The 15,338-nt window shown below is 66.4% G+C and carries 9 protein-coding genes and 2 riboswitches; of the genes, 5 read left to right on the top strand and 4 right to left on the bottom strand.

Annotation, left to right across the window (positions count from 1 at the left end):
* Positions 1–68: 68 nt before the first annotated feature.
* The 3 genes from gcvP to gcvT all read right to left on the bottom strand — a co-directional run bounded on the left by gcvP (position 69) and on the right by gcvT (position 4,611).
* Positions 69–2,957: an aminomethyl-transferring glycine dehydrogenase gene (gcvP, locus tag AC1RQG_RS17635; protein ID WP_493133315.1), complete on the bottom strand. Its 2,889-nt coding sequence runs from the start codon at positions 2,955–2,957 to the stop codon at positions 69–71.
* A 96-nt stretch (positions 2,958–3,053) separates the two neighbouring features.
* Positions 3,054–3,431 carry a glycine cleavage system protein GcvH gene (gcvH, locus tag AC1RQG_RS17630; protein ID WP_182162264.1) on the bottom strand — a complete coding sequence of 126 codons (378 nt, stop codon included), beginning with the start codon at positions 3,429–3,431 and terminating at the stop codon, positions 3,054–3,056.
* A gap of 58 nt (positions 3,432–3,489) precedes the next feature.
* Positions 3,490–4,611: a glycine cleavage system aminomethyltransferase GcvT gene (gcvT, locus tag AC1RQG_RS17625; RefSeq protein WP_493133314.1), complete on the bottom strand. Its 1,122-nt coding sequence runs from the start codon at positions 4,609–4,611 to the stop codon at positions 3,490–3,492.
* Between the two features lie 76 nt (positions 4,612–4,687).
* Positions 4,688–4,792, bottom strand: a riboswitch (glycine riboswitch).
* Positions 4,793–4,810: 18 nt separating this feature from the next.
* Positions 4,811–4,897: riboswitch (glycine riboswitch) on the bottom strand.
* A 165-nt stretch (positions 4,898–5,062) separates the two neighbouring features.
* Between gcvT and AC1RQG_RS17620 the strand changes: the two genes are divergently transcribed.
* Both AC1RQG_RS17620 and AC1RQG_RS17615 read left to right on the top strand, forming a co-directional pair.
* A complete protein-coding gene (locus AC1RQG_RS17620) occupies positions 5,063–5,623 on the top strand; it encodes an ATP-dependent Clp protease proteolytic subunit (RefSeq protein ID WP_493133313.1) in 561 nt (186 codons plus the stop codon).
* Positions 5,624–6,072: 449 nt separating this feature from the next.
* Positions 6,073–8,376 (top strand): DUF1631 family protein, encoded by a 2,304-nt coding sequence (locus AC1RQG_RS17615; RefSeq protein ID WP_493133312.1) that lies wholly within the window; start codon positions 6,073–6,075, stop codon positions 8,374–8,376.
* Between the two features lie 105 nt (positions 8,377–8,481).
* On the opposite strand, the gene hmpA is transcribed toward AC1RQG_RS17615, so the two are convergent.
* Positions 8,482–9,663, bottom strand: a complete 1,182-nt coding sequence (gene hmpA / locus AC1RQG_RS17610; protein ID WP_493133311.1) for an NO-inducible flavohemoprotein — start codon at positions 9,661–9,663, stop codon at positions 8,482–8,484.
* A gap of 194 nt (positions 9,664–9,857) precedes the next feature.
* On the opposite strand from hmpA, the gene AC1RQG_RS17605 reads away from it, so the two are divergent.
* From AC1RQG_RS17605 to AC1RQG_RS17595, 3 genes are all read left to right on the top strand, one after another.
* Positions 9,858–10,490, top strand: a complete 633-nt coding sequence (locus AC1RQG_RS17605) for a phosphatase PAP2 family protein (protein WP_493133310.1) — start codon at positions 9,858–9,860, stop codon at positions 10,488–10,490.
* Positions 10,491–10,670: 180 nt separating this feature from the next.
* Complete coding sequence (gene smc, locus AC1RQG_RS17600; protein WP_493133309.1) at positions 10,671–14,198, top strand: chromosome segregation protein SMC; 3,528 nt, start codon at positions 10,671–10,673, stop codon at positions 14,196–14,198.
* Positions 14,195–15,337, top strand: a complete 1,143-nt coding sequence (locus tag AC1RQG_RS17595; protein ID WP_493133308.1) for a cell division protein ZipA C-terminal FtsZ-binding domain-containing protein — start codon at positions 14,195–14,197, stop codon at positions 15,335–15,337. The genes smc and AC1RQG_RS17595 overlap by 4 nt, the downstream gene beginning before the upstream one ends.
* Position 15,338 lies beyond the last annotated feature (1 nt).

Raw genomic sequence — 15,338 nt, 5'->3', positions numbered from 1 at the left:
TCCAACATCATGCTCAATGGCATGTTGCGAGACGGCATGACCTGACCCCGGTTTGTCAGGCGGGTCGCTTATTCGTAATCGCTCATCGGCGCGCAGCCGCAGAACAGGTTACGGTCGCCGTACACGTTGTCGGCGCGGCCGACCGGCGGCCAGTACTTCTGCTTGCGCAGCGATGGCACAGGGTAGGCCGCCACTTCGCGGCTGTACTTGTGCTCCCACGCGTCGGCCGTCAACATCTCGGCCGTGTGCGGGGCGCCCTTGAGCGGGTTGTCGGCGCGGTCGAATTCGCCCGATTCCACTTTCGCGATCTCCATGCGGATGGCGATCATGGCGTCGATGAAGCGGTCCATCTCGGCCTTCGATTCGCTCTCGGTCGGCTCGATCATCAGCGTGCCCGGCACCGGGAAGCTCATGGTCGGGGCGTGGAAGCCGAAGTCCATCAGGCGCTTGGCCACGTCCTCGTTGCTGATGCCGGTGGCGTCCTGCAGCGGACGCAGGTCCAGGATGCATTCGTGCGCCACCAGGCCGTCGTGGCCCGAGTACAGCACCGGGTAGTGCGGCGCCAGGCGGCGGGCGATGTAGTTGGCCGCCAGGATGGCGGTCTCGGTGGCCGCCGTCAGACCCTCGGCGCCCATCATGGCGATGTACATCCACGAGATCGGCAGGATGCTGGCCGAGCCGAACGCCGCCGCGCTGACGGCGCCGATGCCGGCTTCGTCGCGCTGGTAGCCGGACGAGCGCTGGTTGGGCAGGAACTTGGCCAGGTGCGCGCCCACGCCGATCGGACCCACGCCGGGGCCGCCGCCGCCGTGCGGGATGCAGAAGGTCTTGTGCAGGTTCAGGTGCGACACGTCGCCGCCGAAGCTGCCCGGCGCTGCCACGCCCACCAGCGCGTTCATGTTGGCGCCGTCGATGTAGACCTGGCCGCCGTGGCTGTGGACGATCTGGCACAGTTCCTGGATGCCTTCCTCGAACACGCCGTGGGTCGATGGGTAGGTCACCATCACGCAGGCCAGGTTCTTCGAGTGCTGTTCGGCCTTGGCTTTCAGGTCGGCCAGGTCGACGTTGCCGCTGGCGTCGCAGGCCGTCACCACCACCTGCATGCCGACCATGTTGGCCGAGGCGGGGTTGGTGCCGTGGGCCGACGACGGGATCAGGCAGATGTTGCGATGGCCTTCGCCGCGCGACTCGTGGTAGGCCTTGATCACCAGCAGGCCGGCGTATTCGCCCTGCGAGCCGGCGTTCGGCTGCAGCGACACGGCCGCGTAGCCGGTCAGCGCGCACAGCATCTCTTCCAGCTGGGCGATCATCTCGCGGTAGCCCACGGTCTGCGCGTCCGGCGCGAACGGGTGGATGTTGGAGAACTCGGGCCAGGTCACCGGCACCATCTCGCTGGTGGCGTTCAGTTTCATCGTGCACGAGCCGAGCGGGATCATGGTGCGGTCCAGCGCCAGGTCCTTGTCGGCCAGCGCGCGCAGGTAGCGCAGCATCTCGTGTTCCGAGTGGTAGCGGTTGAACACCGGGTGATCGAGGTAGCTGCTGGTGCGGTTCAGGGCGGCCGGGAAGGCGTCGGCCACCGACGCTTCAATGGCCTCGAAGGCGGGCTTGGCGCCGTTGGCGCCGTCGGCGAAGATGGTCCACAGCAGTTCGATGTCGTCGCGCGTGGTGGTCTCGTCCAGCGACAGGCCGATGTGGTTGGCGTCCACCTTGCGCAGGTTGACGCCGTTGGCCACGGCCACGGCGTGCAGCTGCTCGGCGCGCGCCGTCTGCACGGTCAGCGTGTCGAAGTAGCTGTCATTGGCCAGCGTGTAGCCGAGCGCCTTCAGGCCGGCGGCCAGCACGCCCGTGTAGCGGTGCACGCGCTGCGCGATCTGGCGCAGGCCGGCGGGACCGTGGTAGACGGCGTACATGGACGCGATCACGGCCAGCAGCACCTGCGCGGTGCAGATGTTGGAGGTGGCCTTCTCGCGGCGGATGTGCTGTTCGCGCGTTTGCAGCGCCAGGCGGTAGGCCTTGTTGCCCTGCGAGTCGATGGTCACGCCGACCAGGCGGCCCGACATGCTGCGCTTGAATTCGTCGCGCGTGGACAGGTAGCCGGCGTGCGGGCCGCCGAAACCGAGCGGTACGCCGAAGCGCTGGCTGTTGCCGACGACGACGTCGGCGCCCCATTCGCCCGGTGGCGTCAGCACGGTCAGGGCCAGCAGGTCGGCCGCCACCACCACCATCGCGCCACGCGCCTTGACGGTGGCCACGGCTTCCTTGTAGTCGCGCACCACGCCGTTCACGCCCGGGTATTGCAGCAGCACGCCGAAGCACTCGGGCAGGCCGGCCAGTTCGGCCGGCGCGAAGCCGCGCACCTCGATGCCGAGCGGCTTGGCGCGCGTTTCCACCACTTCGCGCGTTTGCGGCAGCACGTCGTCGGCCACGTAGAACACTTGCGATTTCGACTTGCCCACGCGCTGGATCAGCGTCATGGCTTCGGCGGCGGCGGTGCCCTCGTCGAGCATGGAGGCGTTGGCGATGCCCATGCCGGTCAGGTCGGTGATCACCTGCTGGAAGTTCAGGATCGCTTCCAGGCGGCCTTGCGAAATCTCGGGCTGGTAGGGCGTGTACGCCGTGTACCAGGCCGGGTTCTCGAAGATGTTGCGCAGGATGACGCCGGGCGTGTGGGTGTTGTAGTAGCCCTGGCCGATCAGCGACTTGAGCACCTTGTTCTTCGATGCGATGGCCTTCAGCTTGCCCAGCGCTTCCTGCTCGGGCATGGGGGCGCTGTACTGGCCCAGCGGCAGCGCGCCCTGGTTGCGGATGTTGGCGGGCACGAGGGCGTCGATCAGCGCGGCGCGCGAGGCGTAGCCGAGCACCGACAGCATGGCTTGCTGGTCGGCGGCGTCGGGGCCGATGTGGCGCGCCTGGAAGGCGTCGCGGGCTTCAAGTTGGGAAAGGCTGGTGCGGGTCATGATGTGTCAGGGCGAAAAAGAGGAGGGGGGCGCCGCCGGGGAGGACGGCGGCCGGACAGGAAAAGGGCCAGCGCGCAGGCTGGCCCGGTTTCCGTCTTAGGCGGTGGCCTTGCCGTAGGCGGCCGCGTCGAGCAGGCCGTTGATGGCGTTGGCGTCGGCCGGCTTGATCTTGAACATCCAGGCGGCGTAGGCGTCGGCGTTGATCGACTCGGGCGCGTTGACCACGTCCTCGTTCACGGCCACCACTTCGCCGGCCACGGGGGCGTAGATGTCGCTGGCGGCCTTGACCGATTCCACCACGGCCGCGTCGTCGCCGGCGCCGTAGGTGGCGCCCACTTTCGGCAGTTCGACGAACACGATGTCGCCCAGCGCGTCCTGCGCGTACTCGGTGATGCCGACGGTGACGGTGCCGTCGGCTTCCAGGCGTACCCACTCGTGGGACTCGGTGTACTTCAGGTCTGCAGGGATGTTCATGTAGGGCTCCAGTGATGAATGGTTATAAATTGTATGAATCGAAAAATTCGGATCCGGGTCAGGCAACGAGGATTTTACCGTTACGCACGAACGGCAGCTTGACCACGGAGGCGGCCAGCTTCTTGTCGCGGATTTCCACGTGCACGGTGTCGCCCACGGCCACGCCCATCGGCACACGCGCCAGCGCGATGGCCTGCTGCATGGTGGGGCTGAAGGTGCCGCTGGTGATCTCGCCGGTGGCGTCGCTGCCGGCCACGATGACTTTCTGGTGGGCGCGCAGCACGCCGCCTTTTTCGCGCAGCACCAGGCCCACGAACTGGGCGTTCTGGCCCATTTCCTGCAGCGCGGCCTTGCCGATGAAGTCGCGCGGCGACACCAGGTCGATGGTCCAGGCCAGGCCGGCGTCCAGCGGGCTGACGGTTTCGTCCATGTCCTGGCCGTACAGATTCATGCCCGCTTCCAGGCGCAGCGTGTCGCGCGCACCCAGGCCGGCCGGTTTCACGCCGGCGGCGGCCAGCGCGTTCCACAGCGCCACGGCCTGCTCGGCGGCCACGCCGATCTCGAAACCGTCCTCGCCCGTGTAGCCGGTGCGCGCCACCATCGCTTCGCCGAACACGGCGCTCTGGCAGAAGGCCACGTTGAACGGCTTCATGTCGGCCGTCGCGGTCTGGGCTTCGGGGATCACCTGCCACACCTTGGCGCGCGCGTTCGGGCCCTGCACGGCGATCAGCGCCATGGCGTTGGCGCCGTCGCGGCGCTGGGTGATGGTCAGGCCGCTGTTGGTGGCTTCATTTTGCGCCTGCATCCAGGCCACGTCCTTCTCGGCCGTGCCGGCGTTGACCACCAGGCGGAACCAGCTTTCGTTGATGAAGTAGACGATCAGGTCGTCGATCACTTTGCCTTGCGGGTTGAGCATGCACGAGTACAGGGCCTTGCCCGATACTTGCAGCTTGTCGACGTTGTTGGCCAGCAGACCGCGCAGGAAGGCGCGCACCTTGTCGCCCTTGATGTCGACCACGCACATGTGGGCCACGTCGAACATGCCGACGTCGGTGCGCACGGCATGGTGTTCTTCGATCTGCGAACCGTAGTTGACGGGCATGTCCCAGCCGCCGAAATCGACCATGCGGGCGCCCGCGTCGCGGTGGGCTTGATTGAGCGGGGTGGCTTTGAGCGTCATGTATTCCTCGGTCCAGAAGTGAAAGGGTTAACGGAGCAGACAAGGAAGAGCCATCGCAGCTTCTCCACGTGTGTTCGCAGACCCCTCTGTCCTTGGTACCTGAGAGATAACGGGATGGTTCCCGTGCGCCCCTTCGGTGGGCCGCCGGCGTGTGCCGCGGCCGCTCTCCAGAGTTGAGCCAGGGCGCTTGCGCGCGCCGGTCCCTTGATCAGTCCTTTTGCCTGAGAGTTTTTGGGTAGTGCCCCTTCGGCGGCTGCGCAGGTCAGCCCTCTCCCGATCAAGACTCGGGAATATATGCCAGAAGGGCCTTGCTGTCAATAAAACCAGTAGTCGCGCCGCCGGCGGTGTTGCGCTACCGGATGCGCTGCCGGGTGCGCACGAATGGCGGCCGGCGGCGGGCCGGAACGCCGCCGTTTTGCTAGAATTGCCCAAACAACCAGTGGGTGCGGCCATGAACGAACAGCACGACCAATTCGAAGGGCATGCCTGGTTCACCTTGTCCGGCGACGTCAACAGCGATATGGTGCGGCGCGTGTTCGACGCGGTGGCCGACATGACGGAGGACCGGATCGGCACGGCCCATATCCTGATCCAGTCCAACGGCGGCTACGTGAGCGACGGCATTTGCCTGTACAACTACCTGAGCAACCTGCCGATCCGCTTCATCACCTACAACGCCGGCGCCGTGGCCTCGATCGCCGTGATCGTGTTCCTGGCCGGCGAGCGGCGCTACGCCAGCGAGACGGCCCGCTTCATGGTGCACAAGTCGCACGCCAGCGCGCCGCACGGCGCCCGGCCCGATGCGCTGCGCATCATCGTGGAGGGCTTGCAGGCCGACGACGCGCGCACCGAGCAGATCATTCGCGAGCATGTGCGGCTGACGGACGAGCACTGGCAGATCCACGCCTACTCCGACCTGCATCTGACGGCCAGCGAGGCGCTGGCGGTGGGCCTGGTCGATCTGGTGCAGGACTTCGCCCCGCCCAAGGGACAGCGCGTGACCAATATCTGACCGCGATCGGACCGCGATCCGACCGCGATCAGCCCCCAGATCCGACCGCCATCAGCCCCCGATCCGACCCCGATCCGACCCCGCAGCTCCAAGTCACCGTCAACTTTCGGCGGGACCTGCCGTTATCTCTTTTGTCCTCCGTAATCATCTGTTGCGATTTTCGCATTAGGCGTGTGCGCCGGGCGGGCCGGCGCGGCGATCCCATGGGCCGTGGCAGAGTTGATACGGTTAGGAAAGTATCATGGGATAATGGACCCGGAATGGACGGCAGGCGTGAAAATGTGGGAAATATCTCCGATTATTTCAATTTGCCCATTGCCATGTGGCAATACTGTGCAAGAATATGGTAAAGCGGCAAAATCCCCGATCCGGTCGATTGGCGGGCAGCAAGCGCCGCGCAAGTCAACCCGTCAGCAGGCGAGCGAATGATGGCAACCTCAACAACCACTGTGGCACCGAAAAAGACGGTCTCGCCGCGGCATGCCTTGTTGGAGGAGCTGATCGGCATCGCCGTCAAGCAGGCGGGCGACCAGTTTCCGGACTTCGCCAACCGCCTGGCCGCCGCGCTGATCGACGCCACCCAGGGCGACGCGTCGCAGATGCAGCAGCGCATCAAGGCCGGCAACCTGCTGCACAACGGTAATGCCGCGTTCCAGCACCTGGCCACGACCACGCTGGAGAAAGCGCTGCGCAAGGAAATCGCGCTGCTGTCGCCGGCCGTCAAGCCCAAGGCCCGCAAGCAAACGGAAGCGCTGAGCCTCGTGCCCTACGAGGAAATGGACACCAAGGTGGCGCTGGGCAGCGTCAGCAAACCGTTCGAAACCCTGTACGCGGACGCGCTGCAGACGCTCAATGTGCGCCTCGCGTTCCTGCTGGACCGCGAGATCCTGCGCGGCAACCAGAATCCGTTCCGGCCGGAGGTATTCCTGTCCGCCTTGCAGCAAGCCTGGCTGGACTTCGACCCGTCGCCGGAATCGGCCGGGCTGTTGCAGCCGCTGCTCAAGCCGGGCATGTTCATCGAGCTGGGCCCGATGCTCGAAGCGCTCAACCTGACCTTGCAGCGCCAGGGCGTGCTGCCCGGTTCCGTCGATGGCTACAAGAGCCGCAAGGCCGACCGCGCCGCGCCCACGGCGCCGCCGCGCGTGCGCGCCAACCAGGCCGTGCTGGCCCAGCAGCTGCGCCAGTTCTTCGGCGCCGCCGAGCCGCAGGAGGACGTCGACCTCACCATTCCCGATCTGCCCAATGTGCCGATGGCGCCCGACAGCGCGTGGACGCAGGGCGCCGCGCAAGGCTTCCACGGGGCCATGCGCAATGAAAGCGCGCAGCGGCTGTCGCAGGTGGCGGCCAAGCGGCCCTTGCTCAATATCCTGGGCCAGTTGCAGAAGAAGGCGGTGCCGACCGGCCTGGCGCCGGCCGGCGTCGGCGTGGGCACGGCGGTGCCGGGCGGCGCCAGCGCGGCGGCCGGTTTTGCCGACATGCTGCACGGCTACGGTGACGCCGGACCCGGCAATGTCTTCTATCTGCCCGCCATCAAACAGACGCTGCCCCAGGGCAGCCTGTCGCGCACGGACGAAAGCACGATCGACTTGCTGTCGGCCGTCTTCGACACGGTGTTCCGCGACCAGAACATCTCGCAGGAGATCCGCGACCTGATCCGCTTCCTCCAGATTCCCGTGCTCAAGGCGGCGCTGGTGGACAAGAATTTCTTCTTCCAGGAAGCCCACCCGGCGCGGCGCCTGATCGACCTGTTGTCGCGCATGGGCTGGGAGCAGCGCAAGGGCCCCGACGATCCCTTGTTCCAGGCCATGCAGCGCAGCGTGGACCGGGTCGGGCGCGATTACGACCACGAGCTGTCCGTGTTCACGGAGGCGGTCAACGAACTGGAGGCATCGATCAAGGCCGAGGAGGCGGCGGCCGCCACCGCCATCGCCGAGCCGATCGCCGTCGCCCTCAAGCAGGAGCGCATGGCCGAGGCCAGCAAGTCGGCCAGGAATGCCGTGGCGTTGCGCATCGGCACCGGCGAAGTGATCGCCGTGGTGGAGGCGTTCCTGGAAAACAAATGGGTGTCGGTGCTGACCATCGCCTACAGCGTGGAGCAGGACAAGCCGGGCGCGGTGGAGAACGCCACGCGCACCATGGACGACCTGATCTGGAGCGTCAAGCCCAAGGTCAGCGCGGACGACCGCAAGCAACTGATCGCCAAGCTGCCCGGCCTGCTGTCGACGCTCAACAAGTGGCTCGACGTGATCAAGTGGCAGGACGCGGACCGGCTGCAATTTTTTGCCGAGCTGGCCGAGTGCCACGCGTCCATCGTGCGCGCGCCGCTGGAGCTGAGTCCGGAGCGTCAGGTGGAGATCGCCATGGAGGCGGCCCAGCGGGCCACCGAGCGCCGGCTCGAACTGCAGGCCAAGGCGGCCGCCGAACCGCCGCCGCCCGCGCCCGATGACGACGCCACGATCGAGGTGGACAGCCTGACGCGCGGCATGTGGCTGGGTTTCACGCAGGAGGACGGCAGCCAGCGCAAGGTCAAGCTGGCGTGGATCAGTCCCTTGCGCACGCTGTACATCTTCTCCACGGCCGCGCGGCAGGAAGCGTTTTCCATGTCGGGCGAACAACTGGTCAAGCATTTCCGCGACAACACTGTGCAACTGATCCGGGCCGATGGCGTGGTGTCGGTGGCGCTGTCGCAAGTGCTGGAGCAGGGCGCCGTCAACGACGAGGCGATGGAGGGCGCCGAGACGGCGGTTGCTTAGTGGATGGTCGCTGTACCTGAACTGCGAGCGTGAAAATACGAGAAGGCCGGCGGCGCCATGGGGGCGCCGCCGGCCTTCGTCGTTTCAGCGGTGGGCAGCGCCGCGTCAGTTCAGCGCGGCGGCCGGGCCGAAGAACTCATAGTGGGTCTGCGCTTCCGGCACGCCCAGTTCGCGCAGCGCGTGCTTGACCGTCTTCATGAACGGCGTGGGGCCGAGGAAGTAGGCGTCCACGTCGCGCGTTTCCGGCAGCCACTTGGCCAGCTGGGCGCTGTCGATCAGGCCCACGGCGTCCGGCGCCGGGTGGGCCTCGTGCGGTTCGGCGTACATGTAGTAGCGGCGCAGGTTGGCGTGCTGCTCGGCCAGCTGGTCCACCTGGTCGCGGAAGGCGTGCACGGCGCCGTTGCGGGCGGCGTGGATGAAGTGGATCGGACGGCCCGACTTGACGGCCTTGCCCAGCATGGCCAGGGTGGGGGTGATGCCCACGCCGCCACTGATCAGCACGATCGGGCGGGCGTTGTCGGCCAGCGTGAAGTTGCCCGATGGCGGGAACAGTTCGACCGTGTCGCCTTCCTGCACCTGCCCGTGCAGATAGCCCGACATCTTGCCGCCCGGTTCACGCTTGACGCTGATCTGGTAGTCGCGGCCATTGCTTTCGGCCGACAGCGAATACTGGCGGCGCTGCTCGCTGCCATCGACCATGGCGCGGATGCCGATGTACTGGCCCGGCTGGAATTCCATCACGGGCTGGCCGTCGGCCGGACGCAGCACGAAGGTGGTGATCTCGGCGCTTTCCACGCGCTTTTGCGCCACGATGAAGGCGCGCGCGCCTTCCCAGCCGCCCGGCGCGGCCGCCTGGGACTGGTAGGTCTGGCCCTCGATGCCGATCAGCAGTTCGGCCAGCTGGCCGTAGGCGGCGCCCCAGGCTTCGAGCACGGCGTCGGTGGCCGTCTCGGCGCCCAGCACTTCGCGGATCGCCTTGAGCAGGCTGGCGCCGACCATCGGATAGTGTTCGGGCAGGATGCGCAGCGCGACGTGCTTGCTGACGATGGTGTTGACCAGCGGTCCCAGCGCTTCGAGTTTCTCGATGTGCTTGGCGTACATGAGGATGCTGGTGGCCAGCGCGCGCTGCTGGTCGCCGCTGTGCTGGTGCGCCTGGTTGAAGAAGGGCAGCACTTCAGGGTAGTCCTGGAACAGCGTGCGGTAGAAGTGACGGGTCAGGGCTTCGCCGCCTTGTTCGAGAATGGGGACGGTGGCGGTGACGATGGCGCGGTGGGCCTGGGACAGCATGGTGACTCCTTTCAGTTAAACATGCATGTAGTATACCACTTCATTCTTGATCTGGGTCAAGAGAATCCGTATTTCATTTACTTCTATTTTTACGCAATATTGACGCACGGAAATATCCCGCGCGGCGGTGGCGATGTGGTTAAATGATGTTGCGCTGCAATGCGCATGCGACGATATTCTTTTTGGTGGTGTGAATGATCTTGTGGCAAAGCTTGAGCGTGTTGGGCAGTCTGGCCGTGACCGGCCCCATCGGCGTGGCCATCGCCGTCTGGCTGCTGGCCGGCAAGTCGTGGCGGCTCACGCTGTCGTGGTGTTTGTTGTTTGGCGCCGGCATGGCGCTGGTGGTGTTGACCAAGGTGGCCTTCATCGGCTGGGGCGTGGGGGTGCCGTCCGTGGAGTTCGCCGGCTTCAGCGGCCATGCGATGCGCGCCGCGGCCGTGTTCCCGGTCGCCTTCTACCTCGCGTTCCGGCGCCGGGACGCGCCGCACCGCCGGCTGGCGTTGACGATGGGCATACTGGTGGCGGTGCTGATCGCCGTGGCCCGGGTGTATGTGATGGCCCATTCCGTGTCCGAGGCCGTCACCGGCTGCCTGTTGGGCCTGATGGTGGCGGCCGCCTTCATCTGGCACGCCAGCACCGAGAACCATCTGGCCCTGAGCCGTGTGCTGATGGCGTTGTGCATCCCCATCCTGCTGGTGGCGCCGCGCGTCGAACCCATGCCCACCGAGCAATGGATGACGCAGCTGGCGCTGTTCCTGTCCGGCCACGACCGTCCCTACACCCGCAGCCAGTGGCGCCGGCCCGGCCCGCGTGGCGTGTTGCGCTGAGACGCGCCGCGTAGCGGGGCGGACCTAGTGTTTTTGGCCAGAATTGATGGCCGAAATGGTATGATAAGCCACTTTTCATTGGGGGTATGCACGTCGGCGGCCAGCGTGGCCACACTCCCCAACCCGACCAACCATCGTTTGCTTGATTAATGCCGCTGCCGGCCCAGAACAGTTCACAACGTGCGTCTATCTTCCATCAAATTGTCGGGATTTAAGTCTTTCGTCGATCCCACCAATTTCCAGGTCCCCGGCCAGCTGGTCGGCGTGGTCGGCCCCAACGGATGCGGCAAGTCGAACATCATCGACGCCGTGCGCTGGGTGCTGGGCGAGTCGAAGGCGTCGGAACTGCGCGGCGAGTCCATGCAGGACGTGATCTTCAACGGCTCCACCCACCGCAAGCCGGCCGGCCGCGCGTCGGTGGAGTTGGTATTCGACAACAATGACGGCAAGGCGTCCGGCCAGTGGGGCCAGTATGCGGAAATCGCCGTCAAGCGCACGCTCACGCGCGACGGCACCTCGACCTACTACATCAACGGCCAGCCCGTGCGGCGGCGCGACATCCAGGACATCTTCCTCGGCACGGGCCTGGGCCCGCGCGCCTACGCCATCATCGGCCAGGGCATGATCGCGCGCATCATCGAATCGCGCCCGGAGGAACTGCGCGTGTTCCTGGAGGAGGCGGCCGGCGTGTCCAAGTACAAGGAACGGCGCCGCGAGACGGAGAACCGGCTGCACGACACGCGCGAAAACCTGTTGCGGGTGGAGGACATCCTGCGCGAGCTGAACGCCAACCTGGAAAAGCTGGAAGCGCAGGCGGCCGTGGCCACCAAGTTCCACGCGCTGCAGGCGGACCAGGAGGAGAAGCAGAAACTGCTGTGGCTGCTGCGCAAGCTGGAAGCGGAGAACGAGCAGAAGAAATACTTCCGCGACATGGAGCAGGCCCAGACCGACCTGGAGGAACAGACGGCCAAGCTGCGCCATGTGGAATTGTCGCTCGAACAGATGCGCCAGGCCCACTTCGCCGTGGGCGACCGCCTGCACACGGCCCAGGGCCACCTGTACCAGACCAACGCCGAGATCGGCAGCCTGGAGGCGCAGATCAAGTTCGTGCTCGAATCGCGCACCCGCCTGCAGGCCCAGCTGGCGACATTGACGGCCCAGCGCGACCAGTGGCAAAGCCAGGCGCGCGAATACACGGAACAGATCGAGGAGGCGGAATTCAACCTCGAGGAATTGTCGGCCAAGGTCGAGCAGTCGCAGATGATGGCCGAGCAGAAGGCCGAAGCCTTGCCGGCCATGGAGCAGGCCTGGCGCGAAGCCCAGGGCAAGAGCACGGAATCGCGGGCCCGCATCATGCAGGCCCAGCAGCAGCTGGAGCTGGAGTCGGCGCACCAGCGCAACGCCTCCAACATCCTGTCGGGCCTGGCCACGCGACGCGAACGTCTGCAGCAGGAGAAAAACGGCCTGAGCCTGCCAGACAGCAGCCATCTGGCCAACCTGAAGATGCAGCTGGAGGAAAAGCAGCAGGCGCAGGAAGAACTGGGCTACCACCTGGAGGAGGCGCTGGAGCAGCAGCCGAGGCTGGAGGAGGAGCGCCAGGGCGCGCAGGCCCAGGTCAACACGGAAACGGCCGCCAACGCCCAGCTCGAAGCGCGCCTGAACGCGCTGCGCCAGATGCAGGAACGGGTGCAAACCCAGGGCAAGGTCCAGCCGTGGCTGCACAAGCACGAGCTCGACGCGTTGCCGCGCCTGTGGCAGAAGCTCAACATCGAAGCGGGCTGGGAAACGGCGCTCGAATCCGTGCTGCGCGAGCGCACGTCGGCGTTGCAGATGTCGAACATCGACTGGGCCAAGGCCTTCTTCAGCGACGCGCCACCGGCCAAGCTGGCCCTGTACGCGCCCTCGACGGCGGTGCCGCCGGCGCCGCTGGAGGTGCCCGGCCTGACGCCGTTCCTGAACCTGCTCAAGCTCAACGATCCCGGCCTGCGCGCCGTGTTGCAGGACTGGCTGCACAATGTCTTTTCGGCCGAGGACACGGCCAGCGCCTTCGCCGACCGCGCCAAACTGCCGGCCGGCGGCTGCTTCGTCACGCGCCAGGGCCATGTGATCACGCAGGGCAGCGTGCGCTTCTACGCGGCCGACGCCGAGCAGGACGGCATGCTGGGCCGCCAGCAGGAAATCGACAACATCACCAAGCAGTTGCGGGCCCAGCAGATGCTGGCCGACGAGGCGCGCGCGCGCGCCGTGCGGGCCGACGCGGCCGTGGCCAACCACGCGCGCCAGCTCACCGAGTACCGCGCCCGCAGCCAGAGCCTGACCCAGTCCGTGCACACGCTGCAACTGGAAGTGGTCAAGCTGTCCGAGGTCGAGGCGCGCTTCAACCAGCGCAGTGGCCAGATCGAGACGGACCTGGCCGAGATCGCGGCCCAGGAGGCCGAGCAGATGCAGGTCAAGCTGGAGTCGGAGGAGAAATTCGAGCAGCTCGACATGGCGCTGGGCACCCTGCAGGGCGAGCACGAGGATGGCCAGACGGCCTTCCTGCAGCAGGAGCAGCGGCTGGCCGACGCGCGCGAGCAGTTGCGCGACCTGGAGCGGGCCGCGCAGGAAGCCCAGTTCGCCGAGAAGTCGCAGCGCAGCAAGATCGAGGAATTGCGCCGCAATATCGCCACCGCCACCACGCAGGCGGCGCAGGTGGCGGCCAGCCTGGAGGCCGGACAGCAGGAGCTGGCCAGCCTGGAGTCGGGCGCGGCCAACGATGGCTTGCAGGACTTGCTGCAACGGCGCACCGAGCAGGAGAAGGCGTTGTCGGACGCGCGCCACGAACTGGACCAGATCACCCAGCAGCTGCGCTCGTCCGAGGAGCAGCGCATGCAGGCCGAACGCAGCCTGCAGCCGCAGCGCGACAAGATCATGGAGATGCAGCTCAAGGAACAGGCCGCGCGCCTGAACCAGGAGCAGTACGCGGCCCAGCTGGCCGAAGTGAACGCGGACGAGACGGCCCTGTCCGAGAAGCTGCATCCGGACATGAAACCATCGTACCTGCAAGGCGAGGTGACACGGCTGAGCAACGCCATCGCCGGCCTGGGCGCCGTCAACCTGGCCGCGCTCGACGAGCTGGCCCAGGCGTCCGAACGCAAGCAATTCCTGGACGCGCAGAACGCCGACCTGACCGAGGCCATCAACACGCTGGAAGATGCGATCCAAAAGATCGACAAGGAAACGCGCGAACTGCTGCAAGACACCTTCGACCGCGTCAACGGCCACTTCTCCGAGCTGTTCCCCATCCTGTTCGGCGGCGGCCAGGCCAAGCTGATCATGACGGGCGACGAGATCCTCGACGCCGGCGTGCAGGTGATGGCGCAGCCGCCGGGCAAGAAGAACGCCACCATCCACCTGCTGTCGGGCGGCGAGAAGGCGCTCACGGCCACGGCGCTGGTATTCTCCATGTTCCGCCTGAACCCGGCGCCATTCTGCCTGCTCGACGAGGTCGACGCGCCGCTGGACGACGCCAACACGGAACGTTTCTGCCGGATGGTCAAGCGCATGTCGGACCAGACCCAATTCCTCTTCATTTCGCACAACAAGATCGCGATGGAGATGGCCAATCAACTGATCGGTGTGACGATGCAAGAGCAGGGCGTATCGCGCATCGTGGCGGTGGATATGGAAGCCGCCGCCAATTTTGCTTCCGAGGCACAAGCAGCATGACAGATCTTCAACTGAGTTTAATCGGTGCCGGCGGCGTGTTCATCGTCGGCGTGTTCAGCTACAACAAGTGGCAGGAATACAAGGCCAAGAAAAGCGTGGAACGGGCGTTCGCGTCCGACCACGACGATGTGCTGATGCGCGCGGGCGATGCGCCCGTGGCGCGCCAGGAGCCGAGTTTCTCGCTCGACGGCGCCGCGCCCGGCGTGGCCGGCGGTGAAGCATCGGCCGCCGCCGCCGCGCTCAGTGCGGTGGCCGGCGACGCCCGGTACGGCGAAGGCCAGCCCGCGCCGGCGGCCGAGCAGGCCGCGTCCACGGCCGAGGCGGCCGCCAACCTGGCTGAGCAGGCCACCAACCTGGTCGATCCGCTGATCGACTGCCTGCTGCCGCTGGCGCTGGAAGGCCCGGCGCGCGGCGAGAAAATCCTGCCCGTGCTGCAGACCTTGCGTCTGGTGGGCAACAAGCCGGTGCACTTCATCGGCCTGGCCGTCAGCGGCGACTGGGAACCGATCGTGCACGGCGGGGTCTATACGAAATTGCAGGGCGGCGTGCAGCTGGCCAGCCGCACCACGGCCCTGAACGAACTCGAATATTCGGAACTGGTCACGCGCCTGCGCGCGATGGCCGACGAGATCGGCGCCGAGCCGGAAATCCCGGACATGATCGAGGTGATGGCCGAGGCCCGCAACCTGCACCGTTTCGTGGCCGGCCACGATGCGCAGCTGGGCGTGAACCTGCAAAGCAATGGCGCGCCATGGGCCATCGCCACGCTGCTGGGCGCGCTGGAGAAGAAAGGCTTCGACGTGCGCCCCGATGGCCGCTTCGTGATGCCGGACGGCGAGGGCGGTCATCTGTTCTCGCTGTCGACCAACGTGACGCTGGCCGAGGAAACCACGTCGCGCCTGACGCTGCTGCTGGACGTGCCATGCGTGGCGCCGGCCCGCGACGGCTTCGGCGCCATGGTGGCATGCGCCAAGTCGCTGGTGGCGCGGCTGGACGCGACCATCGTCGACGATTACAACACGCCGCTCAGCGACGCGGCACTGGAAGACATCAAAGGCCAGGTGCAGGAATTCTACGCCGAGATGGAAGCGTCCGACATACCGGCCGGCTCCTCGCGCGCGCTGCGCCTGTTCAGCTGAA

The sequence above is a fragment of the Rugamonas sp. GW822-FHT03B10 genome, from assembly GCF_058801745.1.
The sequence above is the reverse complement of the archived record's forward strand: the minus strand, read 5'-3'. Positions and strand labels throughout refer to the sequence as shown.

What these genes read in the sequence shown, in the direction of transcription:
- AC1RQG_RS17620 (WP_493133313.1), top strand. Translation starts at nt 5,063, where the DNA reads ATGAACGAACAGCACGACCAATTCGAAGGGCATGCCTGGTTCACCTTG.
- gcvP (WP_493133315.1), bottom strand. Translation starts at nt 2,957, where the DNA reads ATGACCCGCACCAGCCTTTCCCAACTTGAAGCCCGCGACGCCTTCCAG.
- AC1RQG_RS17605 (WP_493133310.1), top strand. Translation starts at nt 9,858, where the DNA reads ATGATCTTGTGGCAAAGCTTGAGCGTGTTGGGCAGTCTGGCCGTGACC.
- hmpA (WP_493133311.1), bottom strand. Translation starts at nt 9,663, where the DNA reads ATGCTGTCCCAGGCCCACCGCGCCATCGTCACCGCCACCGTCCCCATT.
- gcvH (WP_182162264.1), bottom strand. Translation starts at nt 3,431, where the DNA reads ATGAACATCCCTGCAGACCTGAAGTACACCGAGTCCCACGAGTGGGTA.
- AC1RQG_RS17595 (WP_493133308.1), top strand. Translation starts at nt 14,195, where the DNA reads ATGACAGATCTTCAACTGAGTTTAATCGGTGCCGGCGGCGTGTTCATC.
- gcvT (WP_493133314.1), bottom strand. Translation starts at nt 4,611, where the DNA reads ATGACGCTCAAAGCCACCCCGCTCAATCAAGCCCACCGCGACGCGGGC.